Source organism: Bradyrhizobium sp. SPXBL-04 (assembly GCF_051853035.1).
Classification (GTDB): Bacteria; Pseudomonadota; Alphaproteobacteria; order Rhizobiales; family Xanthobacteraceae; genus Bradyrhizobium; species Bradyrhizobium zhanjiangense.
Genome location: NZ_CP182472.1, coordinates 1278061 through 1300505 on the forward strand (window position 1 = coordinate 1278061; position 22445 = coordinate 1300505).

The 22445-nt window shown below is 64.3% G+C and carries 19 protein-coding genes and 2 tRNA genes; 8 read left to right on the forward strand and 13 right to left on the reverse strand.

Annotation, left to right across the window (positions count from 1 at the left end; all coding sequences use genetic code 11):
- Positions 1-29: 29 nt before the first annotated feature.
- On the reverse strand, positions 30-3359 hold the full coding sequence (locus tag ACNJX8_RS06035; RefSeq protein WP_439359901.1) for a PAS domain-containing protein: 3330 nt from the start codon (positions 3357-3359) through the stop codon (positions 30-32).
- A 671-nt stretch (positions 3360-4030) separates the two neighbouring features.
- Between ACNJX8_RS06035 and ACNJX8_RS06040 the strand changes: the two genes are divergently transcribed.
- The 3 genes from ACNJX8_RS06040 (at position 4031) to ACNJX8_RS06050 (ending at position 5618) form a co-directional block, all read left to right on the forward strand.
- Positions 4031-4465 (forward strand): phasin, encoded by a 435-nt coding sequence (locus ACNJX8_RS06040; RefSeq protein ID WP_130212981.1) that lies wholly within the window; start codon positions 4031-4033, stop codon positions 4463-4465.
- Between the two features lie 346 nt (positions 4466-4811).
- Positions 4812-4888: transfer RNA gene (locus tag ACNJX8_RS06045), tRNA-His, on the forward strand.
- A 193-nt stretch (positions 4889-5081) separates the two neighbouring features.
- Positions 5082-5618, forward strand: a complete 537-nt coding sequence (locus ACNJX8_RS06050) for a hypothetical protein (protein ID WP_439359902.1) — start codon at positions 5082-5084, stop codon at positions 5616-5618.
- A 405-nt stretch (positions 5619-6023) separates the two neighbouring features.
- On the opposite strand, the gene ACNJX8_RS06055 is transcribed toward ACNJX8_RS06050, so the two are convergent.
- Positions 6024-6968, reverse strand: a complete 945-nt coding sequence (locus ACNJX8_RS06055; protein WP_439359903.1) for an AEC family transporter — start codon at positions 6966-6968, stop codon at positions 6024-6026.
- 492 nt (positions 6969-7460) lie between these two features.
- On the opposite strand from ACNJX8_RS06055, the gene ACNJX8_RS06060 reads away from it, so the two are divergent.
- Complete coding sequence (locus tag ACNJX8_RS06060; RefSeq protein ID WP_439359904.1) at positions 7461-7820, forward strand: hypothetical protein; 360 nt, start codon at positions 7461-7463, stop codon at positions 7818-7820.
- A gap of 359 nt (positions 7821-8179) precedes the next feature.
- Positions 8180-8857 carry a ParA family protein gene (locus tag ACNJX8_RS06065; RefSeq protein ID WP_091886574.1) on the forward strand — a complete coding sequence of 226 codons (678 nt, stop codon included), beginning with the start codon at positions 8180-8182 and terminating at the stop codon, positions 8855-8857.
- A gap of 77 nt (positions 8858-8934) precedes the next feature.
- On the opposite strand, the gene ACNJX8_RS06070 is transcribed toward ACNJX8_RS06065, so the two are convergent.
- The 5 genes from ACNJX8_RS06070 to trxB form a co-directional block, all read right to left on the reverse strand.
- Positions 8935-9081, reverse strand: a complete 147-nt coding sequence (locus ACNJX8_RS06070) for a hypothetical protein (RefSeq protein ID WP_164934659.1) — start codon at positions 9079-9081, stop codon at positions 8935-8937.
- A gap of 127 nt (positions 9082-9208) precedes the next feature.
- Positions 9209-9358 carry a hypothetical protein gene (locus ACNJX8_RS06075; protein WP_164934661.1) on the reverse strand — a complete coding sequence of 50 codons (150 nt, stop codon included), beginning with the start codon at positions 9356-9358 and terminating at the stop codon, positions 9209-9211.
- 293 nt (positions 9359-9651) lie between these two features.
- Positions 9652-10560, reverse strand: a complete 909-nt coding sequence (locus ACNJX8_RS06080) for a 4-hydroxy-tetrahydrodipicolinate synthase family protein (RefSeq protein WP_439359905.1) — start codon at positions 10558-10560, stop codon at positions 9652-9654.
- Between the two features lie 447 nt (positions 10561-11007).
- Complete coding sequence (locus ACNJX8_RS06085) at positions 11008-11931, reverse strand: LysR family transcriptional regulator (RefSeq protein WP_027575284.1); 924 nt, start codon at positions 11929-11931, stop codon at positions 11008-11010.
- A 4-nt stretch (positions 11932-11935) separates the two neighbouring features.
- The gene (trxB, locus tag ACNJX8_RS06090; RefSeq protein WP_439359906.1) at positions 11936-12901 is read right to left on the reverse strand and encodes a thioredoxin-disulfide reductase; all 966 of its coding nucleotides are present in this window, start codon (positions 12899-12901) and stop codon (positions 11936-11938) included.
- A gap of 267 nt (positions 12902-13168) precedes the next feature.
- On the opposite strand from trxB, the gene ACNJX8_RS06095 reads away from it, so the two are divergent.
- Positions 13169-13648 (forward strand): Lrp/AsnC family transcriptional regulator, encoded by a 480-nt coding sequence (locus tag ACNJX8_RS06095; protein WP_091886563.1) that lies wholly within the window; start codon positions 13169-13171, stop codon positions 13646-13648.
- A gap of 293 nt (positions 13649-13941) precedes the next feature.
- Here ACNJX8_RS06095 and greA read toward each other — a convergent pair whose 3' ends face one another.
- From greA to ACNJX8_RS06110, 3 genes are all read right to left on the reverse strand, one after another.
- Positions 13942-14415 (reverse strand): transcription elongation factor GreA, encoded by a 474-nt coding sequence (greA, locus tag ACNJX8_RS06100; RefSeq protein ID WP_027525218.1) that lies wholly within the window; start codon positions 14413-14415, stop codon positions 13942-13944.
- Positions 14416-14645: 230 nt separating this feature from the next.
- The gene (carB, locus tag ACNJX8_RS06105; RefSeq protein ID WP_439359907.1) at positions 14646-18110 is read right to left on the reverse strand and encodes a carbamoyl-phosphate synthase large subunit; all 3465 of its coding nucleotides are present in this window, start codon (positions 18108-18110) and stop codon (positions 14646-14648) included.
- 141 nt (positions 18111-18251) lie between these two features.
- A complete protein-coding gene (locus ACNJX8_RS06110) occupies positions 18252-19421 on the reverse strand; it encodes an MFS transporter (protein ID WP_439359908.1) in 1170 nt (389 codons plus the stop codon).
- A gap of 108 nt (positions 19422-19529) precedes the next feature.
- Here ACNJX8_RS06110 and ACNJX8_RS06115 point away from each other — a divergent pair, with 108 nt between their 5' ends.
- Positions 19530-19901, forward strand: a complete 372-nt coding sequence (locus ACNJX8_RS06115; protein ID WP_439359909.1) for an ArsR/SmtB family transcription factor — start codon at positions 19530-19532, stop codon at positions 19899-19901.
- 218 nt (positions 19902-20119) lie between these two features.
- On the opposite strand, the gene ACNJX8_RS06120 is transcribed toward ACNJX8_RS06115, so the two are convergent.
- Both ACNJX8_RS06120 and ACNJX8_RS06125 read right to left on the reverse strand, forming a co-directional pair.
- Positions 20120-20195: transfer RNA gene (locus ACNJX8_RS06120), tRNA-OTHER, on the reverse strand.
- Positions 20196-20249: 54 nt separating this feature from the next.
- Complete coding sequence (locus ACNJX8_RS06125) at positions 20250-20951, reverse strand: class I SAM-dependent methyltransferase (RefSeq protein WP_439359910.1); 702 nt, start codon at positions 20949-20951, stop codon at positions 20250-20252.
- 115 nt (positions 20952-21066) lie between these two features.
- Between ACNJX8_RS06125 and ACNJX8_RS06130 the strand changes: the two genes are divergently transcribed.
- Positions 21067-21591, forward strand: a complete 525-nt coding sequence (locus ACNJX8_RS06130) for a Dps family protein (RefSeq protein WP_128931488.1) — start codon at positions 21067-21069, stop codon at positions 21589-21591.
- Positions 21592-21744: 153 nt separating this feature from the next.
- Here the strand turns inward: ACNJX8_RS06130 and ACNJX8_RS06135 are convergent, their stop codons facing one another.
- Positions 21745-22266 carry a cupin domain-containing protein gene (locus ACNJX8_RS06135; RefSeq protein WP_439359911.1) on the reverse strand — a complete coding sequence of 174 codons (522 nt, stop codon included), beginning with the start codon at positions 22264-22266 and terminating at the stop codon, positions 21745-21747.
- Between the last annotated feature and the right edge of the window lie 179 nt (positions 22267-22445).

Sequence of the window (22445 nt, forward strand, 5' to 3'; positions counted from 1 at the left end):
GCAGAGAGAGGTGGGCCTCCGACGCCGCTCTACGCCTTCGCCAGCGCCGGCGCGAACACCACTTCGATCAGCGTGCCGGAATTGCCCGCGCTCTTGATGTTGAACTGGGCGCGGTTGGCTTCGACCAGCGCCTTGGTCAGCGACAGGCTGAGCGCGGCGCTGTCCGCGGCATCGCCCGGCGGCGGGGTGCGGAACGGCTCCATCGCGGCGGCGACTTCGCGTTCGCTGAGGCCATGGCCGGTGTCGCGGATGCGAAGCGCGATCTCGCCGCGATCGGTCAGCGCGGTCGAGACGATGACCTGGCCGCCGGCGCTCGCCAGCCGGATCGAGTTCGAGATCAGGTTCACGGTGATCTGCCGCATCGCGCGCGCATCCACTGTCACCTGCGGCAGCGCGTGCGCCAGCGAGGTGCGGATGATGATGCGCTCGCGGTTGGCCTGCGGCTGCATCACCGTAACGCAGGCTTCGACGAGGTCGTTGAGATTGAGGTTGGCGAAGTTGAGATCAAGCTTGCCGGTCTCGATCCGCGACAGCTCCAAGAGATCGTCGATGATGGCGATGACGCGCTCGCCGGAGGCGCGGATGTCCTTCATGTATTCGCCGTAGCGCTCGTTGCCGAGCGCGCCGAAGCGCTCGGAGATCATCACCTCGGCAAAGCCGATGATGGCATTGAGCGGCGTGCGGATCTCGTGGCTGATCCGCGCCAGCATGTCGGCCTTGGCCGTCGCTGCGCCGTCGGCGCGACGGCGGGCCTGGGTCAGCTCGCTCTCGCCCTTCTTGCTCTGCGAGAGATCGCGGAACACGGCGAAGAAGTTCGGCCCGTCCGGCCGTGTGCGGCCCATGATCATCGCCAGCGGAATCACGCCGCCTTTCTTCTCGCGGCCCAGCACCTCGCGGCCGTGGTCGAGCAGGCTGGCAATGTCCTGGCTCTTGAGGCTTTCGAGATAGTCGGCGACGATCTGCTGGCTCTCCGGCGCGAACAGCGTCGCCAAATTCTGCTCGAGCAGCGCATCGCCGTCATAGCCGAACAGCGCCTCGGCGCTGCGGTTGCAGGCGTGGATGTTGCCTTCGGCATCGAACATCACGATGCCCTCGGCCGTGGTGTCCAGGATCGCGGCGAGATCCTCGGCGTCGGCATCGCCGGCCGCGGGCTCGAGGTCGGGCGCGTAGGGGAAGGATTCGGGGACAATGGTCTCGGCGATGACGGGCGCGGCGACCATTGGCGCCGCCTGCGGCAACGCGCAGATCAGCGCATGCGCGCTCTCGCCGTCCCAGTCGATCGTGTGCAGATGCGCCTCGGTGGTCGCAAGCGGCGCTTCGCCGTTCGCGATCGCCGCGCTGATCGTCACCGGCGTGCCGCCTTGCGAGGTGCTGCTGGCCGTGGACACGCCCGGCTCGACATAGAGCGCGTCGAGCCCCCCGGCATGCTCCAGTGCGCCGAGGTTGGCGTGGCCCATGCGCGCGAGGAAGGCGGGGTTGGCGTAAAGCAGGCGATCGAGGCGATAGATCAGGATGCCCGTCGGCAACAGGTCGAGCAGCGCGCGGTCGCGCGCCGGCGCGCCGCGTGCCGGCGGCGCGGGCTCGCTCAGCCATTCGGCTGCGGTTTGCGGCGCTTCAAGCTCCGGCGCAGGCGGTTCGGGCGTGATCTCTGCCGCCGGTGGCTCGGATGTATCAGCCGCGATCGACTCGCGCTCGCGTTCGAGGCGCTCGGACAATTGCCGGGCGAGCTCGTTGAACGCGCTGTTCTCGACCGGCGTCAGCGTCGGCGAGCGCGCATCGCCATGCGGGCGGAATGGCACGACATTGGGAGGCGTTTCCACTGGCGTTTCCACGGACGTCTCGGGCTCGCTTGGGTGTGAAGTCACATCAGTTGCGGGTTCGGGCAGTTCAGCTTCAGGCTCAGGCTCGCCTGCAGGCGGCGCGATGGGCGGAGGCGGCGCCGCGGCCTCGGCCTCCGGCTCGGAGTCCGGCTCGACGACGTCGGCGGACAGGCCGCGCTGCGCCGGCACCTCGGCCAGTCGCTCGAAGCGCCGGAGCGCTTCGAGCCGGTTGAGGCCGTCGAGATCGCGGCAGACGCCAAAGCCTTTGAAGCCGGCGAAATTGCGCTCGCGATCGTAGATCGGGAGGCCCGCGAGCTCGACCGGCAAATGCTCGCCGCCATCGGCGGGCCAGTTCACGGTGATGCCGGCCCAGGTGTCGTGGCTTTCCAGCGCCCGCGCAACGCGCCCCTCGGGATCGAGCGCAAAGTCCGCGGCGATCTCGTGCCAGGGGCGGCCGAAGCCGGCGGCGGTGTGCGGGCCCATCAGGCGGATGAATTCGTCGGAGAGCAGCACAAAGCGTCCCTCGGCATCCATCTGCCAGAGGAAGCGCAGCGGATGCTGATGCGGTGCGGGCGTCTCTGTGTGGCCCGACGGCAGCTCGAACATGGCTGACGTGATCGGCGCGGCCTGCGGCGACACAATGGCTCGGGCGCAGTTTTCAACTGGAGTTTTGGCCGCGGCTTCGGTGCTCTGGTCGGGCACCGGTTCTTGGAAGGCCTCCACCAGCGCTTCGCTCACGGCAGGTTCAGGCGCGGGCGTCAGCGTCTCGGCGGTTTCGCTTGCATCGGCCGGCTCTGCGAAGGCGTCGAACAATGCGATCCCGACCGGCGGATCCTGCGATGGCGGCTCGTTCGGCATGCTTTTAGGCGAGGCCGCTGCGCGCGCCTCCTGCGCGGGATCGATCAGCGCGACGAGGCCGATATCGGCGCCGACACCGACCCGTTGCAGCACCATCTGGCCGATGCCGATCGGCGTCGCGGCGCGGCCGCAGGTCAGCGCTTCGCTGCGGGCGCGGTCGAGGCCGGCCTCAAAGAGATCGCGAAAGCCGAGCAGGGAACGGGCGGCTTCGCTGGCGCCGACGAACATCCCGTCGGGCGCGAACGCGGCCATCGGCACCTTGGCGCCAGCGACGAGACGATGCAGCCGCTCGACCAGCGGCATCGGGCGTAGCGTCGGGTCCATCGCGGCAACGAGCACGCCATGGCCGCCATCGGCAAAGTCGAGCCGCGCGCAGGCGCAGGTCATCAGCATGCCGAGCCGGGCGCCGAAGCCGCGCAGCCGCTCGAGCCGCACGGTCCCGTTCGCCGGCAGGCTGCGGGCCAGCCGGGCGACCTGGCGGCGGTGGCTGTCCGCCGGGCCGAAGATCCTGTCCGCGAGCGCGGCGGCATGCGCCGCGCCGAACAGTTTTGCGCCGACCGGATTGGCCCAGAGCACGCGCGTGCCGTCGATCGACCACAGCCAGGCGGGCAGCGCAGAGGTCGCGTGCACGGCCAGCCGGGGATCGCCCACGCCTCGCAACTGGAAATCCGAACTCTTCATCCGACCGGCTTTAAGTCTCGCTTGTCAGCGTGGGGCGGCTGCCGGGAATGGCAGCCTTAAGAAAGGGTTAGTATCGCCCGCAGGCGCGGGCAGGTCCACGGCCACGGTCTCTCACAGCCGTCCTAAAGCCGCGATAACCTTAATGGTCCCGAACCCGCAAGCCGCAGCCCGGTTGCATCCAAGGGATTCGCGGGCGGACGGCTCAAAGCCGTCGCGGCATCACCGGTGGCCCATCCTCCCCTGAAGGGGGAGGATCGGTTCGCATAGAGCGAAGCGACATGCGAACCGAGGTGGGGTGACAGTCTTTCCACGGAGGCGGTGCCCGAGTGGAGAGATCACCCCACCCCGCTCGCGCTTTGCGCGATCGACCCTCCCCCTCCAGGGGAGGGTAAGGGCCGGCCTCGCCTCGGCACCAATCCTCCTCAACCACCGGTTCCCCATCCCAGGAACCTCACCCTCTCCGAGATTAAATTTTCACGACGCCTGTTGGATCGCATTGCGATGCACAATCTTGACATGATGCGCGGCAATAATGGCGGCACTGGGCGAGCCATCTCGTTTGTTTCGCGTTTCCAGTCTTTCGTACCCGCTCAATGCGAAGGGCCCACAATCGGGGCCGGCGGGCGCGCCAGAAGGCTCACTCCATTTTTTCAATTTGCGTGAGGACAACCATGACAGGTGCGACTGATCCGTTTTCTGCCTCGATCATCCCGTTCGAGGTTCCCGAGCAGATGCGTGCGTTCGCCGAAAAGGGCGTGTCGCAGGCCCGCGAGAACTACGCCAAGTTCAAGGACGCCGCCGAGACCCACAATGGCACCGTCGAGGCTGTGTTCACCTCCGCCAGCAAGGGCGCGAGCGAGTACACCGCCAAGCTGGTGGAGTTCATGAAGGCCAACAGCAGCGCCCAGCTGGACTTCGCCCAGCAGCTGTTCGGCGCCAAGTCGCCGTCGGAAGCGCTGGAGCTGTGGACCGGCCACGCCCGCAAGCAGCTCGAGACCTTCCAGTCCCAGGCCAAGGAACTGGTCGAGCTCAGCCAGCGCGTCGCCAATGAGACCGCCGAGCCGATCAAGGCCTCCGCCTCGAAGTATTACCCGCCCGCCGCCTGAGCGGATTGGCCGGTTTGAGTTGAGAAACCCGGGCCGAAAGGCCCGGGTTTTTTCACCTCTCCCGCTTGCGGGAGAGGTCGGCGCGTCCGGGCGATGCGAAGCATCGTCCCGCGCGCCGGGTGAGGGTTCTCTCCCCACGGGGAGTTTCTCAGCAGACGGAGATAGGCAGCGCAGCCCCCCTTATCGTCGCCATCAAGTCCGATTTCATTGCGCCGAGGGTGATTTCCGCTGGTTTTTCGTCCGTCTGCGGCCTTGCCAAAAACGCCCGTTGCACCTAGTTTCCGCCCCGTCCAGCCCCTTAGGTCGCCGGCCTTTTCAGGCCCGCCTTGGAGCGGCTCGCCAGGATGCAGTTGTAGCTCAGTTGGTTAGAGCGCCTGTCTGTGGAACAGGAGGTCGGTGGTTCGAGCCCACCCAACTGTACCAACAAATTCAACCACTTAGATCTGTGCCTGATCTGTTCAAGCTGTTTAGGTAGCGAATTTGGGTAGCGTTGGGGCTCGTGCAACGATCCCGCGTTTTAACGACCGGGAATTTAGTCCAAAGAATGCACTTGATCCGCTTCTCGGCCCTTGCGCTCCACTTCTAGCTGCAGTTTGCTAGCGGTGGGGGGCGACTCATGGCGTTCAAGAAAGTATTCTTTGCTTATCCTGCGGGCGATGCTGAACTAGTCGGGCCGATCGAGTCCGCGAGCAAACTGGTCAAGGCAGCAAATGCATCCGTCGATGTACGGATTTGGCCCCAGCTGAATAATTTCGGTCTGAGCATTCCGGACGACGTCCGAAGCGCTATCGTTGATGCGGACGTCTTTGCTTGCGATATCACGCAACCAAATCTGAACGTCTACTACGAAGCCGGCTTCGCCATAGGGAAAGGCAAGCCAATCGCGCCTGTACTAAATTCGTCATTCGCGGGCGCTTCAGCGGCCATCCAGCGCGATGGTTTCTTCGACAACGTCCGCTACAAGTCATATGAAAATTCGGACGGACTGAAAACGATATTGCTCGACCCGCCGTCCGGAGACTTGGTCTCTCTATTTTCGAAACCAATAAACTTCCAGCAGCCGCTCTACTTGTTGAACGGCTATCGCAAGACTGATTTTATTAATGCGATTGTGTCCGCAGTGAAGGATAGTGGCGGCGCATATGGTGAGTAAAACGACGGCTCCAGAGCCAGCGTCCGAAATTACGCTTGAGAAATTCGACATAGTCGTCCGTCCAGCGTGGACAATTTCGGAGAACGACGCTGACAGCGTGGCCCTGGATCCCGACGATCCGCCGGTCGTTCCGATGGGTCAGGCAAACCCACCTGTCTTGAAGGCATTGGAGCAAAAAGCTCGATTTCGAGAATCTCGGCTTGCGGCCAAAAATAGCCGTCCCACGTCGAACTGACGCAGGATAAGCGTAGCGCGAGCAGGCGCGGTGAGCAGAGCCTATTCTGCTCTACTTAGCTTCCTAACCGTCGGGACTTCGAAGGAGCGGTCATTCCGCTCGATCTCACGGATGCTTTAGATCAGATAGTCGGTGTGGCGCCGCTTGCCGTTGGAGCGGGGCCGGCCGAACTACCTCACGCCCGCCACCACCCACACCACCACCGGCAACGTCACCGCCGCCAGCAGCGTGCCCAGCGCCACCGCGCCCGACACCGGGTTCACCAGCCGCTGATACTGGACCGCGAAGATGTATGCGTTGGCGCCGGTCGGCATGGCCGCGAACAGCACGATCACGCCGGCGGCAAGCGGCGGCAGGTCGAGCAGTTTTGCCAGCGCGAACGCCGCTGCCGGCATCGCCATCAGCTTGAGCGCGCACATCACCAAAATGCTCAGCTTCTCGCCTTTCACCTCGAAGCGGAACAGGTTGATGCCGAGCGCGATCAGCGCGGTCGGCGATCCCGCCTGCGCCAGCAGTTCGATCGTTCGGTCGACGACGGGATTGAGGCCGAGGCCCGTAAAACGCCAGATCACGCCAAAACCGATCGCCAGCATCAGCGGATTGCGCGCGAGATCCGCGAGCACGGGCGAGATCACCGACAGCGCCGAGTCGGTCCGCTTGCGGCTGACAAGCTCCATCTGCAGGATGCCGCAGAGCCAGAGCAGTGGCGTGTTCACCGACAGGATCAGCGCCATCGGCCCTGCGGCCTCATTGCCAAGCGCCGAGAGCGTCAAGGGAATGCCGAGCATCACGATGTTGCCGTAGACCGAGCCGATCGCGAACACGACGCCGTCCTCGCTGTCCTCGCGCCGCTGGCGCAGCAGCGCCGAGAGCGCCAGCGCCGCGATCCAGGTGAGGGCGAGCGCGCCGTAATAGGCGCCCCACATCCTGTAGGGGCTGACGTCGGGGAATTCCGAGACGACGATGGTGCGGAAGAGCAAAGCGGGGATGGCGATGCTGAAGGCGAATTCGCTGATGCCCTTGTGCGCGCTGTCCGAGACGAAGCGAAACAGCACCGCGGCATAGCCCGCCGCAATCAGCGCAAACACCGGCGCGACGATCAGCAATGTGGCCATGCACCCCTCACCTCACGGGGATCTGGCTGACCACCCCACGCATTCTCGATCATGCCATCATGCCACTGTTTTGCCCGACGCGTCAAATTGATTTCGTAAAATCCGTAAAGATCAATCCGCAGCTGGACTTGGCTACTGTGCATGGGGTTGTTTTCGCGGTTTTTGGTTGGATGGTCGCTGGAGCGGCGGGCTGGAGCTCGATCTCGCCCCCACCCACAACCGTCATCCCCCGCGAAGGCGGGGGATCCAGTACGCCGCGGCTGCTCGGGGAACGTCAGGCGCCTCTGGAATACTGAATCCCCCGCCCCAGTGCGCAATTGCGCACAAGGCGCGGGATGACACCTGTTTTGCTGGAAGCAGCTCCGTGCCGACACCAGACCGCCCACCCTGTTGCCGAGACCGCACACGTGCCGGCTTTCGCATCTCCCCTCGGTTGCCAACCAACGCCCGTTCACCCACTATTCCCACTGAACTCGACATGTGGGGGGATCGATGCTGGCGTTTCGCTTGAAGAAGTCAAAAGCCTTGGCCGCTGCAACCCTCGGGATTGCGCTGGCCGTCCTGGTCCTGCCGCGCGCCGGCTTCGCCTACACCCAGGAGGAGCAGCAGGCCTGCACGCCCGATGCGATGCGGCTGTGCGGCGAGTTCGTTCCGAACGTCGATGCCATCACCGCCTGCATGATCGCGAAGAAGTCGCAGCTCTCGCCGCAGTGCCGGGTGTTCTTCAGGCCGGGGCCAGAGCCGGGCGAGGTTCGCGCCGGCAAGCCGACCCACATCGCGCCCAAAACCGCGAAGAAGACCACCAAGCCGGCGGCGAAGGCGAGCAAGAAGAAGAAATCCAGCGAAGGCTGAGCGCGACAGCACGTTCGTCCTTGAAACCCGGCAGCTGCGTTTGCCCCGTCGGACGCGTTTTGTTCGCGCAATCGGCGCCCTGGGCTTGCGGCAATTGCGAGCGCGCGATGGAAAAGAGTCGCGAGCAGGTTTGCCCGGCAAGGTTGCATTCCACTTTATCCCGCCTCGCTGCTCAAGAAACGCACGATTGCAGGCGTTTTCTTGCAGTTTTCATCGGGCGTCGTACCAGGCAGTGTGACTCAAAAGCCAACACGCCTTGTTATTTCGTGGCGGCAACGCAACTCCCGATAAATTTTTCTTTCACGAATCACCGCGCTGATTCATTTTCGAGCCACGGGGTCAATCTGGAGGCCGAAGGTATGAACGTTATCGTTTTTGCATCGCGTAAAGGCGGCTCGGGCAAGAGCACCCTGGCTGCACATCTCGCCGCGCAGATCAAGGCGAGCAAGCAGGTCATGCTGGTGGACGCGGATCCGCAAGGCTCGCTCACGCTGTGGCACAAGCTGCGTGGCACCAACGAGCCGCCGATCAAGCCGGCCGTGAACTCCGTCAGCGGCATCGTCTCCGCGGCCAAGCGCGACGGTTATGAATGGGTGTTGATCGACACGCCGCCGAACCTCTCGGCCGTCGTCGACGACGCCATCAGGAACGCGACGATGGTGATCATTCCGGCGCGTCCCGGCGTGTTCGACGTCAACGCGGTGCAGGAAACCATCCAGATGTGCCGCGCCGCGCGCAAGCCCTACGCGGTCGTGCTCAACGGTGCGCCGGCGCGCCGCGACGAGTCCGAAAGCCCGATCGTCACCATCGCGCGCGAGGCGCTGGCGAAATTCCGCGCTCCGGTGTGGGGCGGCCAGATCACCAACCGTTCCGATCTGCTGATGGCGCTCAGCCACGGCGAAGGCGCGCGGGAGTATCAGGCCGAGAGTCGTGCAGCTCAGGAAATTGCACGGCTGTGGGCGGCGATCGAGCGCTCAGTGAAGGCTATTCGCGGCACGGCGTCGGCGTCCGGCGCAATGCACAAGCAGGCGGCATAATTTCATCATTCATTTCCCCGGACGAAAACGCGCGGACGAGCCGCGCGTTTTGCGTTTTTCGGGTCTGCTGAATGAGGCTACGCCACCATCAGCATGTAGAACACGATGACCGGCGACAGGCTCAGGATCACCGACCAGATGCCGGCGGCCCAGAGAATGTCCTCGGTGGTAAAGCTCTGCTGGCCGGCGTCGTAATGCGACGCCATCTCATTATGATTATTCACAAACGCCTCCGCGAGTTCTTCGCTTATGGGCGTCAGTGATACGCGGGATGTTTTAAGATTCCGGGGCGCAGCTAGCTGCACATTTGAACGCAGCTGCTACCACGGGTTAACCATCCCAGTGGCGCTGTCAGCCCGCCAGCCAGACGCGAAACAGCAGCACCGGCATCAGGCCGAGCATCACCGCCCAGAACCCGAACGACGACACCACCAGAATTCCCTGCAAGAGATCGGCCGGCGCGAATTGGCTCGCGGCCGTAGGCCGGGTGCGATGTCCCATGGTCATTCCCCCTTTGGAAGGTCTCAGGCAGAAACGACAGGTGTGGTTCGGTAAACGAGGCGTGGATGCTCCATGCGGCGAATGCGAAGGCCGTGTGGGGTGGGATTAACCACGGGCGCCTCTTACCCTCCCCTGGAGGGGGAGGGTCGCTCCGCATGAAGCGAAGCGAAATGCGGAGCGGGGTGGGGTGATCTCTCGACACAGGCAGTGTTCGATGCCGAGAGACCGTCACCCCACCCCGCTCGCGCTGCGCGCGATCGACCCTCCCCCTCCAGGGGAGGGTAAATGAAGCCCTACGCCGCGACTTTCATCCGTCGCTCGATCTCGCGATCGATCGTCGCGGCGAGCTCGCTGCTCACTTCCACCATCGGCAGGCGCACCTCAGGGCTGTCGATCAGGCCGCTCCGCCACAGCCAGTACTTCGCCGGTGCGGGGCTCGGTTCGGCAAACAGCAGCCGCGTCAGCTCGGCGACCTCCTGCCAGCGCGCCTGCGCGGCGTCGTGGTTGCCGCGCTTGAGCTCCGCATACACGGCCGCAAATGTCGCGGTCTCGATATGGGCGGAGAGCACGATGCCGCCATCGGCGCCGTCGCTGAGCGCCTCGAAGTAATTCGCGTCCTCGCCGGTCAGCACGCGAAATTCCTTCGGCCGGTCACGCAGCAGCGCGATCGATTGCTCGCGGCTCGCGCCGCAATCCTTGAGGCCGACGATGTTCTTGTGTTCGGCGAGCCGCAGCAGCGTCTGGTTGGTGATGTTCACCGAGGTGCGATAGGGAATGTTGTAGAGCGCAATCGGCCAGGCGGCGTGATCGGCAAGCGCCTCGAAATGCGCCAGCAGCCCGCGCTGTGACGGCCGCACATAGTAAGGGCTCGCGATCAGGTAGCCGTCGATCGGCCAGTCCGCGGTTTCATCGAGGCGATCCTTCAGCCGCGAGGTGTCCGCGCCTGACAGTCCGAGGCAGATCGGCAAGGTGCGGCGGCCCGCCGCGATCTCGTCGCGGACGATGGCGACGAGGCGCTCGAGTTCAGTGTTGCGCAGCGTCATGCCTTCACCCGAGGTCGCCCCCAGGATGAAGCCGTCGACGGCTTGTGTGCCGTAGTGCCGCGTCAGCCGCCGCAATGATGTCTCGTCGAGACGGCCATCGCGAAATGGCGTCACCAGCGGCAGCCATAGCCCGTGCAATTGGTCTCGTAGTCCGGTCATGTTTCCATCTCCTTCTCGGGAAAAAAACCTGAGACGGAGGGCACATGAAAAAACCCCGTCCAGGCGGCGGGGTTTTCGGGATCAGCTCGCGATGACGAAGTCAGCCTAGCGCGCGCAACATTCCGAGGTCCCCGGATGGGGGCCTTTTTTCGAAATGAGTGCGCACGACTTCGTGATCATTTGCAAATGATGCGAGGTATGCCTGGAACTGTCAATACACGCGGAAGGCGAAGCGCCATTTTGACGAAAAAAAGCCGGACCCGAAGGCCCGGCTTAGGTATTGGCCACGTGAGGCCGACACAATCACCTTCCAAGAGGGATTACTGAACTCCCGCGCCACTGGAGGAGGGGGACAAATGCGCAACGCGAAGGCTCAGCGTGCAAACAGTATGAGCTTGACGAGCGCCCTGCAGCAACAGCCGAGGCCGCATGTCAGTCATGCGGAAATCAGGACGGCCAGCGCTGCGCCTTGCTCACCACGAAGTCGCGGAACACCTGCACGCGTGCGACCGTCTTCAACTCCTCGGGATAGACGAAATAGGTGTCGAGCTGGATCGAATCCGATTCACCGAACAGCTGCACGAGCTTGCTCTGCTCCTCGACGAGGTAGTCCGGCAGGGCCGCGATGCCGAGGCCCTGCTGGCAGGCGCGCACGAGACCGAGGATGTTGTTGACCTTGAAATAGGCTTCGCGCGGACCCGACCCGTTGCGACCGGCTTCGACCAGCCAGTTGCGGTTCTGCAGATGCGGCGCGAAGTTGCCGTCGGCAAGCGTGATGATGCGGTGGGAGTCGAGCTCCTCCAGCGTGCGCGGCGTGCCGAAGCGCTTGATGTATTCCGGCGAGCAATAGGCGTGAAAGCCCATCGCAAACAGCTTGCGCTGGATCAGATCGGGCTGCGTCGGCTTGCGGGTGCGGATCGCGACGTCGGCCTCGCGCATCGACAGGTCGAGCTCCTCATCGGTGACGATCAGCGAGATCCGGATCTCGGGATAGAGCGCAGTGAACTCGCCGAGCCGCGGGATCAGCCAGTTGATGCCGACGCCGGGCGTCGTGGTGATCTTGAGGTCGCCGCTCGGCCGCTCGCGGCTGTCGGTCAGCTTGGCGCGCGCCGCCTGCAGCTGCATGAATACGTCATGCGCAGTGCGGAACAGCAGGTCGCCCTGCTCGGTGAGGATCAGGCCGCGGGCGTGGCGGTGGAACAACGAGACCGAGAGCTCCTGCTCCAGCGCCGAGACCTGGCGTGACACCGCCGACTGCGACAAGCCGAGCTGCTCGCCCGCATGCGTGAAGCTGCCCGCTTCCGCCGCCGCGTGAAACACCTTCAGCTTGTCCCAGTCCATATCCGTAAATCCGTCGCGTGTTCGGGGCATGATTCTATTCCGCTGCGGCGCGCTCGCTGGCGCGCAGGGCCAAGAAACGTTCGGCTTCGAGCGCTGCCATGCAGCCGAGGCCGGCGGCCGTCACGGCCTGGCGATAGGTCTCGTCGGCGACGTCGCCGGCGGCAAACAGGCCGGGCACCGAGGTGGCGGTCGAGTTCGGGGCGACCTCGACATAGCCCGACGGTTTGAGCTTGACCTGGCCTTTGACGAGTTCGGTCGCCGGCGCGTGGCCGATGGCGATGAAGATGCCGTCGGTCTTCAGGTCCCTGAGCGCGCCGGTCTTGACGTTCTTGAGGCGCACATGGGTGACCTTGTTCGGGTTCTCGGTGCCGCAGATCTCGTCGACGGCAGAGTCCCAGACCACCCTGATCTTCGGGTGCTTGAACAAACGCTCCTGCAGGATGCGCTCGGCGCGGAAGTGATCGCGACGATGCACGATGGTCACCTGCGAGGCATGGTTGGTGAGGTACAGGGCTTCCTCGACCGCGCTGTTGCCGCCCCCGACCACCACGACTTCCTTGTTGCGGTAGAAGAAGCCGTCGCAGGTGGCGCAGGCCGAGACGCCGCCGCCCTGGAATTTCCCTTCGGACGGCAGCCCGAGCCAGCGCGCCTGGGCGCCGGTGGCGAGGATGACGGTGTCAGCGAGATAGACGTCGCCGCTGTCGCAGGTCAGGCGGAACGGCCGCTGCGCAGTCTCGAGCTTGGTGACCAGGTCGGTGACGATCGTGGTGCCGACATGGACCGCCTGCTTCTCCATCTGCTCCATCAGCCAGGGGCCCTGGATCACGTCGGCGAAGCCCGGATAGTTCTCGACGTCGGTGGTGATGGTGAGCTGGCCGCCCGGCTGGATGCCCTGGATCAGGATCGGCTCGAGCATCGCACGCGCGGCGTAGATCGCCGCCGTGTAACCGGCGGGGCCGGAGCCAATGATGATGACCTTTGCATGAACAGGAGCGGACATTTCGATGGACGCCTTTCACGGGGGATTTTGCAGCGCGGGCGCGGAACGTGCCGGGAGGCCTCGCGGAGGCGCTGAAATATCAGAGCTAATCTAAGCCTTCTGGTGAGCTATGCAAGAATTGCATTCCCTATCGGCGGATTTTTCCAACAAGGAACAAAAGTCGATTGCGTTGCACGCGCAATAAAATTGCGCTGCGCGCGTGGACTAGGGTATGACGATTGCGACAAGCCACCCAATACCGCCGCAAAGGGCAGGAGTTCCAATCACGTGTCGCGGAACCTAGACGAGATCGACCTGAAGATCCTCACCGAGATTCAGGCCGACGGTCGAATCACGAATGTCGAGCTGGCCAAGCGCGTCGGCATCTCGCCGCCGCCCTGCCTGCGCCGCGTCCGGGCGCTGGAGGAGGAGGGCTACATCCACGGCTATAGGGGCCTCCTGGACGCCCGCAAGCTCGGCTTCGACGTCACCGTGTTCGCCGCCGTGCACCTGTCCAGCCAGGCCGAGACGGATTTGCGCGCCTTCGAGGAATTCGTCCGCGCCGAGCCCTTGGTGCGGGAATGCTGGATGCTGTCGGGCGAGGTCGATTTCATCCTGAAATGCGTCGCCCCCGACATGGCGACGTTCCAGGATTTCGTCACCCATCTCACCGCCGCGCCCCATGTCCGCAACGTGCGGACGTCGCTGGTGCTGCATAATTCGAAATATGAGGCGGCGGTGCCGCTGGACGTGAAGGGACGACGGTAACCTCTCTAAGCGTCCCTGCCGTCATCCAAAGCGCCCGATGGGGAGCCTCGAAGGATGCACAGCCGGTATATGTAGCGGCGCGCGGCAACAGTTGGGCCGTCGCCCTTCGAGGGCCGCTGAAGAAGCGGCCACCTCAGGATGACGGTGATGGAGTGATGCTCGCTGCATCAACATTGTCATTGCGAGTGGAGAGAGCGCGACTTCATCTCGTGCACCGAGCAACGCGCACACACAAAAAAGGCCGCGCAGTGCGCGGCCTTTTTCGAAACGTCGTCACAGGCAACGGCAAATCCTTACCGCCACTCCACCTTGGTGATCTCATACGCCTTGGCGCCGCCCGGCGTGTTGACCTCGACGGAGGCGCCCTTCTTCTTGCCGATCAGTGCGCGGGCGAGCGGCGAGGTGATGGAGATGCGGCCCTTCTTGGCGTCGGCCTCGACCTCGCCGACGATCTGCCACACCGTCTTCTTCTCGGTGTCCTCGTCGACCAGCGTCACGGTGGCGCCGAACTTGATGGTGTCACCGGAGAGTTTCGAGATGTCGATGATGTCGGCGCGCGCAAGCTTGTCCTCGAGTTCGGCGATGCGGCCTTCATTGTGGGACTGCTCTTCCTTCGCGGCATGATATTCCGCGTTCTCCGACAGGTCTCCGTGCGAGCGCGCCTCCGCGATATGCTCGATGATCCGCGGACGATCCACGGACTGGCGATGCTTCAATTCTTCCCCGAGCGCGGCAAATCCGGCCGAAGTCATCGGAACCTTTTCCATCTTTTCTCTCGTCCTTCGGTCGCGCGCCCCAGAACATGAATGAGCGCCCAACCTTGATTCGTCGGTCTTTCCGGGGCTCGACACGCGGGCCGCCGGACGTTGACAGATATGGGCTTAGCGTCGGAACAGAACACCCCCATGGCCGGACAGTTCCTCCGGCCATTGTGGCTTCATTGCCAATCACTTAGCGGAAAGCTTGAGCCCCCAAGGCCTTGGCCCCCCGCTAGCGATCAGGTTTCCGAAAAGTAGCTCTGCAGGGTACGAACCTCAAGGTCCCCGCCCAGATAGGCGCGGATGCCCTGCGCGGCCGCCACGGCCCCGGAAAGAGTGGTGTAATACGGCACTTTATGCAAGAGGGCCGCGCGCCGCAGCGAGCGGCTGTCGGCGAGCGCCTGCGGACCTTCGGTGGTGTTCAAGACGAGCTGGACGTCGCCATTGGTGATTGCGTCGACGATGTGCGGCCGGCCCTCCAGCACCTTGTTCACCTTCTCGGTCGGGATGCCCTGATCGGTCAGGAAGCGCTGAGTGCCCGACGTCGCCAGCACCTTGAAGCCGAGCGAATGCAACTCGCGAACGGCGTCGGCGATCCGCGTCTTGTCGCTCTCGCGAACCGAGACGAACACCGTGCCCTTGCGCGGCACCCGCGTGCCGCCGCCGAGCTGGCTCTTGGCGAACGCCACCGCAAACGAGCGGTCGATGCCCATCACTTCGCCGGTCGAACGCATCTCGGGGCCGAGCACCGTGTCGACGCCGGGGAAGCGGGCGAAGGGGAAGACCGATTCCTTGACGCCGACATGCTTGAGCTCTGCCTTCTTCAATTTGAAGTCGGCGAGCCTCTCGCCGGCCATGATGCGCGCGGCGATCTTTGCCACCGGCGTGCCGATCACCTTGGCGACGAACGGCACCGTGCGCGAGGCGCGCGGATTGACTTCGAGCACGTAGATCTCGCCGTCCTTGATGGCGTATTGCACGTTCATCAGGCCGACCACGTCGAGGCCGAGCGCGAGCTCGCGGGTCTGCCGCTTCAGCTCCTCGATCATCCCGGCATCGAGCGAGTGCGGCGGCAGCGAGCAGGCGCTATCGCCGGAATGGATGCCGGCTTCCTCGATATGCTCCATGATGCCGACGATGAAAGTGTCCTTGCCGTCGCAGAGGCAGTCGACGTCGACTTCGGTCGCATCCGACAGGTAGCGGTCGAACAGCAGCGGGTTCTTGCCGAGTACGGTGTTGATCTGCCCGGTCTTGTCGTTGGGATAGCGCGCCTTGACGTCGGCCGGCACCAGCTCCGGCAGCGTGCCGAGCAGATAGTCGTTGAGCTGGTTCTCCTCGCGGATGATCTGCATGGCGCGGCCGCCGAGCACATAGGACGGTCGCACCACCAGCGGCAGGCCGAGATCGGCGGAGACGAGCCTCGCCTGCTCGACCGAATAGGCGATGCCGTTCTTCGGCTGCTTGAGCCTGAGCTTGTCGAGCACGCGCTTGAAGCGGTCGCGGTCCTCGGCAAGGTCGATGGCGTCCGGCGAGGTGCCGAGGATCGGCACTTCGGCGGCTTCCAACGCGTGCGCCAGCTTCAGCGGGGTCTGACCGCCGAACTGCACGATCACGCCGTGCAGCGTGCCCTTGCTGCGCTCCTTGGCAATGATCTCCAGCACGTCCTCGGCGGTGAGCGGCTCGAAATAGAGCCGGTCGGCAGTGTCGTAGTCGGTCGACACGGTCTCCGGGTTGCAGTTGACCATGATGGATTCGTAGCCGGCGTCATGCAGCGCGAAGCAGGCGTGACAGCAGCAATAGTCGAACTCGATGCCCTGGCCGATGCGGTTCGGCCCGCCGCCCAGGATGATGACCTTCTTCTTGTCAGACGGGGTGCTCTCGTCCGCAGGCGCACCCGCAAACGGCGCCTCATAGGTCGAATACATATAGGCGGTGGGGGAGGCGAACTCGGCCGCGCAGGTGTCGATGCGCTTGTAGACCGGGCGAACGCCGAGCGAGTGGCGCTTCGCCTTGACCTCGGCCTCCGTCGTCTCGGCGAGCACCGCAAGGCGCGCATCAGAGAAGCCCATGGCCTTGAGCGAGCGCATGCCGAAGGCATTGCCAGGAAGGCCGTTCTTGCGAACCTTCTCCTCCATGTCGACGATGCCGCGCATTTCGCCGAGGAACCACGGATCGATCTTGCAGGAGTTGAAGATGTCCTCGTCCGACCAGCCGAGCCGCATGGCCTGGGCGACCTGAAGCAGCCGGTTCGGCGTCGGCGTGCCGAGCGCGGCGCGGATCGCGTTCTTGTCGTCGTCGCGGCCGAGACCTTCGATCTCGATCTCGTCGAGGCCGGTCAATCCGGTCTCGAGCCCGCGCAAGGCCTTCTGAAGGCTTTCCTGGAAGGTGCGGCCGATCGCCATGACTTCACCGACCGACTTCATCGAGGTCGTCAGCGTGGTCGAAGCACCTGGGAATTTTTCGAAGGCGAAGCGCGGCACCTTGGTGACGACGTAATCGATGGTCGGCTCGAACGAGGCGGGCGTGGCACCGCCGGTGATGTCGTTGGCGATCTCGTCGAGTGTGTAGCCGACCGCGAGCTTTGCGGCGACCTTGGCGATCGGAAAGCCGGTGGCCTTGGAGGCCAGTGCGGACGAGCGCGACACACGCGGATTCATCTCGATGACGACCATGCGGCCGTCGTCGGGATTGACGCCGAACTGCACGTTGGAGCCGCCGGTCTCGACCCCGATCTCGCGCAGCACCGCCAGCGAGGCGTCGCGCATGATCTGGTATTCCTTGTCGGTCAACGTCAGCGCCGGCGCCACCGTGACGGAATCGCCGGTGTGCACGCCCATCGGATCGAGGTTCTCGATCGAGCAGACGATGATGCAATTGTCCTTCTTGTCGCGCACCACCTCCATCTCGTACTCTTTCCAGCCGAGCACGGATTCTTCGATCAGCACTTCGTTGGTGGGCGATGCATCAAGGCCGCGTTCGATGATGTCGAGGAATTCTTCCTTGTTGTAGGCGATGCCGCCGCCGGTGCCGCCCATCGTGAAGGAGGGGCGGATGATCGCGGGCAGGCCGATCTCGGACAGCGCCATCATCGCCTGGCCCAGCGCATATTCCTGATAGCGCTTGCGGCGGTCGCCTTCGCCGAGCGTCCATTGCCGGTCGAGCTCTTCGAGAGCCGCGCCCGACAGCTTCTCGCGTTCGGCGTGGTATTTGTCGCGGAACGACTTCTTCAGTTCGGACGCGTTGGCGAGCCGCGACTTCGGCGTCTGCAGCCCGATCTTCTCCATGGCGTTGCGGAAGAGCTGGCGGTCCTCGGCCTTGTCGATCGCGTCAGCGGTGGCGCCGATCATCTCGACGTCGAACTTCTCCAGCGTGCCCTGCCGGCGCAGCGACAGCGCACAGTTCAGCGCGGTCTGGCCGCCCATGGTCGGCAGCAGCGCGAAGCCGCCGGGAATGACGTGGCGTTCCTTCTCGATGATCTTGGCGACGATCTCGGGCGTGATCGGCTCGATATAGGTCGCATCGGCCAACTCCGGGTCGGTCATGATGGTGGCCGGGTTGGAATTGACGAGGACGATGCGATAGCCTTCTTCCTTCAGCGTCTTCACCGCCTGTGTGCCCGAATAGTCGAACTCGCAGGCCTGGCCGATCACGATGGGACCGGCGCCGATGATGAGGATGGTCGAGATGTCGGTTCGTTTAGGCATCACCGCTCGCGGGCTGGATTTTGGGCACAAAAAAAGGGCGCGCTTGCCGCGCGTCCCCTTTAGCCGAGAGCGCGGGTTTCCCTCGCGCGCGGGTGGGTCTTAGACCAGTTTTCGGGGCGGCGAAACCCCGAAAAACGCCCATCAACCGGCAATTTTGACCGGTTTTGGCCGCGCCTGCCAGCCGCGGGCGAGGTGCACCAGAAGCGAGGCCGCAACGCTCGTTCCGCCGATCCAGCCGAGGTCGTTGGGCGAGAGGGTGGCCAGCACCGCGCCGCCCAGCGCGCCGCCGATCGCGAAGCCGAGATACATCGCGGAAGCGTTGAGCGAGAGCGCGATTATCGAGGCCTGCGGCTCGATCCGGATGATGCTGGCGATCTGGGCCGGATAGAATGCCCAGCCCGAGAGGCCCCAGAGGAAGATCGCGCCCAGCACCGCATAATGCGCCTGTCCCGGCATCAGCTTCAGGACCAGCGAATGCAGGATCAGCGCGCTCGCCATGCCGGCAAGCCCGAGGGCCGCGGTGGCGAGCGTGCCGAGCCGGTCGGCCAGGACGCCGCCGAGCATGTTGCCGATCGCGGCGGCGCCGCCGAACACCAGCAGCGCCAGGCTGATCTGCGAGGCGTCGAAGCCGAGGCCGCGCAGCGGAATCGCGAAATAGGTGAACACGGTGAAGCCGCCGAGCGCCCAGAGAATGGTGATCACAAGCGCGACCAGCACGTTGCTGTGACGCGCTACCGCCAGCCGCTCGCTGAGCGAGGCCGTGTTGCGCGGCAGGCCTTTGGGTAGCCCGAGCAGCAGGCCCGCCAGCGCCACCGCGCCGATCAGCGCGACCATGGCGAAAGTTGCGCGCCAGCCGAGCAGGCTGCCGACGAGATTTCCCAGGGGAACGCCGATGACGGTCGCGACCGTGAGGCCCGAGGTGACGAGGGCCACCGCACGTCCGCGCCGTTCGGGCGAGGCGACCGCCACGGACACCGCGAGCGCCGTCGGCATGCACAGCCCCGAGCCCAGCGCCATCAGCATGCGCGAGGCCAGCAGCAGGGCGTAGTTGGATGCCACCACCGCGGCGAGGTTACCGGCGATGAAGGTCGTCAGTGCCAGCGCCAGCACGGTGCGGCGGTCGATGTTGTTGAGCGTCACAGCCAGGATCGGCGAGCCCACGGCATAGGTGAGGGCGTAAGCCGTGACCAGTTGCCCGGCGGCCGAGACCGAAATCGTGAGGTCGGTGGCGATCGCGGGTAAAAGTCCTGCAATAACAAAGCCTTCCGTGCCGATCGCGAAGGCCGCCAAGGCCAGCCAGAACACGCTCATGGAGAAATCCTTATGTTCAATGTTTATTGAACTATTGGCTCGGCTGATCCAGGAGTCAATTGGTTCAAGAACTATTGAACATCGCGGCCTTTTCGCTATGATTGATCCATGAGCCGCACGCCCCTTCACCCGACCCGCGAGCAGATCGAGCTGCCGATGGTCCTGGATTGCCTGAGCGATCCGATCCGATTGGCAATCGTCTATCAGCTCGCGCAGCAAAAACGTGTCAGCGGCGAGCTCTGTTGTGGCGATTTCAGCGGCCTCGGCGGCAAGTCCAACCTCGCCTATCACTTCGCCAAGCTGCGCGAATGTGGGCTGATGCAGACCCGCGTGGCCGGAACAAACCGCTTCATGCGGCTGCGCCGCGAGGATCTGGACGCGCGCTTCCCCGGCCTGCTCGATGCCATCATCAGCTCCGCAGCCAGGGATGCCCGCCGGCTTCAGCTTCTGTCCGAGTGCGATCTGATTGGGGCAGATTGAGCGGCGGATACAGTCCGTCTACGCTTCAGCTTCGCTTCAGTTACGCCGGAAACGCTTCGCCCATGGGGGTCTCACGAGGCTGCGCCACGCCCGTCTTCGCCCTTCGGGGTTCGCCCCGGCAGCCTTCACTATGAAAGGGCTTGCCTAGCGAACCCGCCTTCGCTCTGCGAGCTATGGCGAGGCGAGGCTGGCTTGGAAGCTGCGGTAGCAGCGAAGGCTGGAGACCCGGCCTGGATTTGAACCAGGATGAAGAGCGTTGCACCGCCCTCGCGTAGACGCTTCCGCCACCGGGCCAGGGCGATCATTACCGATTGCAGTGCGACAAGCCACAACGGCTGATTGTTATGCTTAACGAATAAGAGGCTGCCGCGCGACGAAGGTCATGCGCCAGCGATTGTGGCCGATATTGCTGTGTGCGCGCTGGACCACGAACCCGGCCGCGGTCAGCTTGGCGGTGATCTCCGCCTCGCTGTAGCGCTGGAGCCCGATGCGCGTGCGCAGCTGGCGGTAATCCGACAGCGCGGTGCTGATCAGCCCGACCAGCGCGTCTTTCAGGAAACCGTGCCGCAGGCCGAAGCCGAGCAGCGCCATCACGTCCCTGACCATGCCGACATTGGGCTGGAGGATATCGCCGAGCACCAGCTTGCCGGAGGGTTTCAGAATCCGGCGGATGTTGAGGAGGGCGGCATCGAGCTCCTCCGGCGTCATGTATTGCGCGACCGAGTTCATCACGACGAGATCGACCGACTGGTCCTGCATCTTGCGGACGTCTTCGAGCGAGCGGACGCGGATCTTGGTGTTCGGGGCGAACCGCGCGATCAGTCGGCCGCGCACCCCGGGCGCGGGCTCCGCCAGGATCAGCTTGCCGCAGGCGGATGCCACCTGGTTCGCCGACAGCGCCTCGCCGCAGGCATAGTCCAGCACTACGGCCTCAGGCGAGGGGATATAGCCGATGATGTCCCGCGCAATGATCTGGAAGTGCAAGTCGCGATGCAGCTTGCTGACATAGATCGTATGCGTGGAGTCGTAATAATCGATCCAATCGTCCATGGTACTCGAGGGTCCCGGCCAAATGGTTCCGCTAAAGGGAACCGGCGCTGCCCGCCTTGCGTTAGGGGTGCGACGGCGCGCCGTCAATGTCCGCGTCCTAACAGGAAGGTCTCCCGTGAGCAAAACCAACAACAAGGTCTCGCCCGATCTCGACACCCCCACCGATCTGTCGCCCGATGGGGTCAAGAAGGTCTCGGAGGCGCTCAACGTGCTTCTGGCCGACGCGTTCGCGCTTTATCTGAAGACCAAGAATTTCCACTGGCACATCAGCGGCCGGCATTTCCGCGATTACCATTTGCTGCTCGACGAGCAGTCGGATCAGATCTTCGCCACCACCGACCAGCTCGCCGAGCGCGTCCGCAAGATCGGCGGCACCACGCTGAAGTCGATCGGCCAGGTCGCAAAGCTCCAGACCATCAAGGACAACAACGAGAACTACGTCCCGCCGCGCGAGATGATGCGCGAGCTGATGCAGGACAACAAGCATGTCGCCGCTGCGATGCGCAAGGCACATGACGTCTGCGACGAGGCCGGCGATGTCGCCAGCGCCAGCATCCTCGAAGTCTTCATCGACGAGACCGAGCGCCGTACCTGGTTCCTGTTCGAAGCGACACGGCAGGAGGGCAGCAACGCGGCGTAGGGGCCGCAACTGCAAGGGTGGGCAAAGGCGCGCCATTGCGCGCCGTGCCCACCATCCATCCTTACGGTCGATGTGTTTGGTGGGCACGCTTCCGCCTTCGCTCTTCGAGCTACGGCGGACGAGTCGCTTTGCCCACGGGCACCTGCGCTTTGGCTACCGCCACAGCCGCATCAACGCGCCATCCTTGCCCGTCACGGGATCAGCTGGCGGCAGCGCCACGTTCGGAATCGTCTTCAGCGCCTTGGCGTGGTTCTCCGGTGTGGCGCGCGTGATCTCCATCTTGGCGCCCGGCGGATAGGCGCCGATCACGCAGAAATCGTCGCTCGCCTTGATGCATTGATGGCCGGTACCGGCCGGCAGGATCGCGACGTCGCCGGCCTTGATCTGAAGTTCCTGGCCATGATCGCCGCCGAAGCGGACGCGAGCACTGCCGCGCGCAACGCCGAGCACCTCGTGCACGGTCGAATGATAGTGCAGATAGTCGAAGACGCCGTTGCGCCATGTGCCGCCCCAGCCGTTCGCTTTGAACAGCTCTTCGATGGTCTCCTCCGGATGCTCCGGATCGAGCTTCACCGCGCTCTGGTAAACCAGGAACGGGAGGATGTTGTTCGGCACGAGCCCGTCATCCTCGAACACGATGGCAAGCGGCTCGGCCTTGTCGCGGACGACGGACATGGCGGGGCTCCGAGAAAAGAACGCGTGCTCGTTCAACCGGAGTCGCCCGCAATGCGTTCCGTTCGTGTCCCAGACGCGATGCAGCGCGAAGCGCTGCTTCGCAGAGCCGGGACCCAGAATGCCCCGGTTCAGCAGCGCATCACGCCGCGAAAAGCGGCGCGCTGCACTGCGCCCGGGGC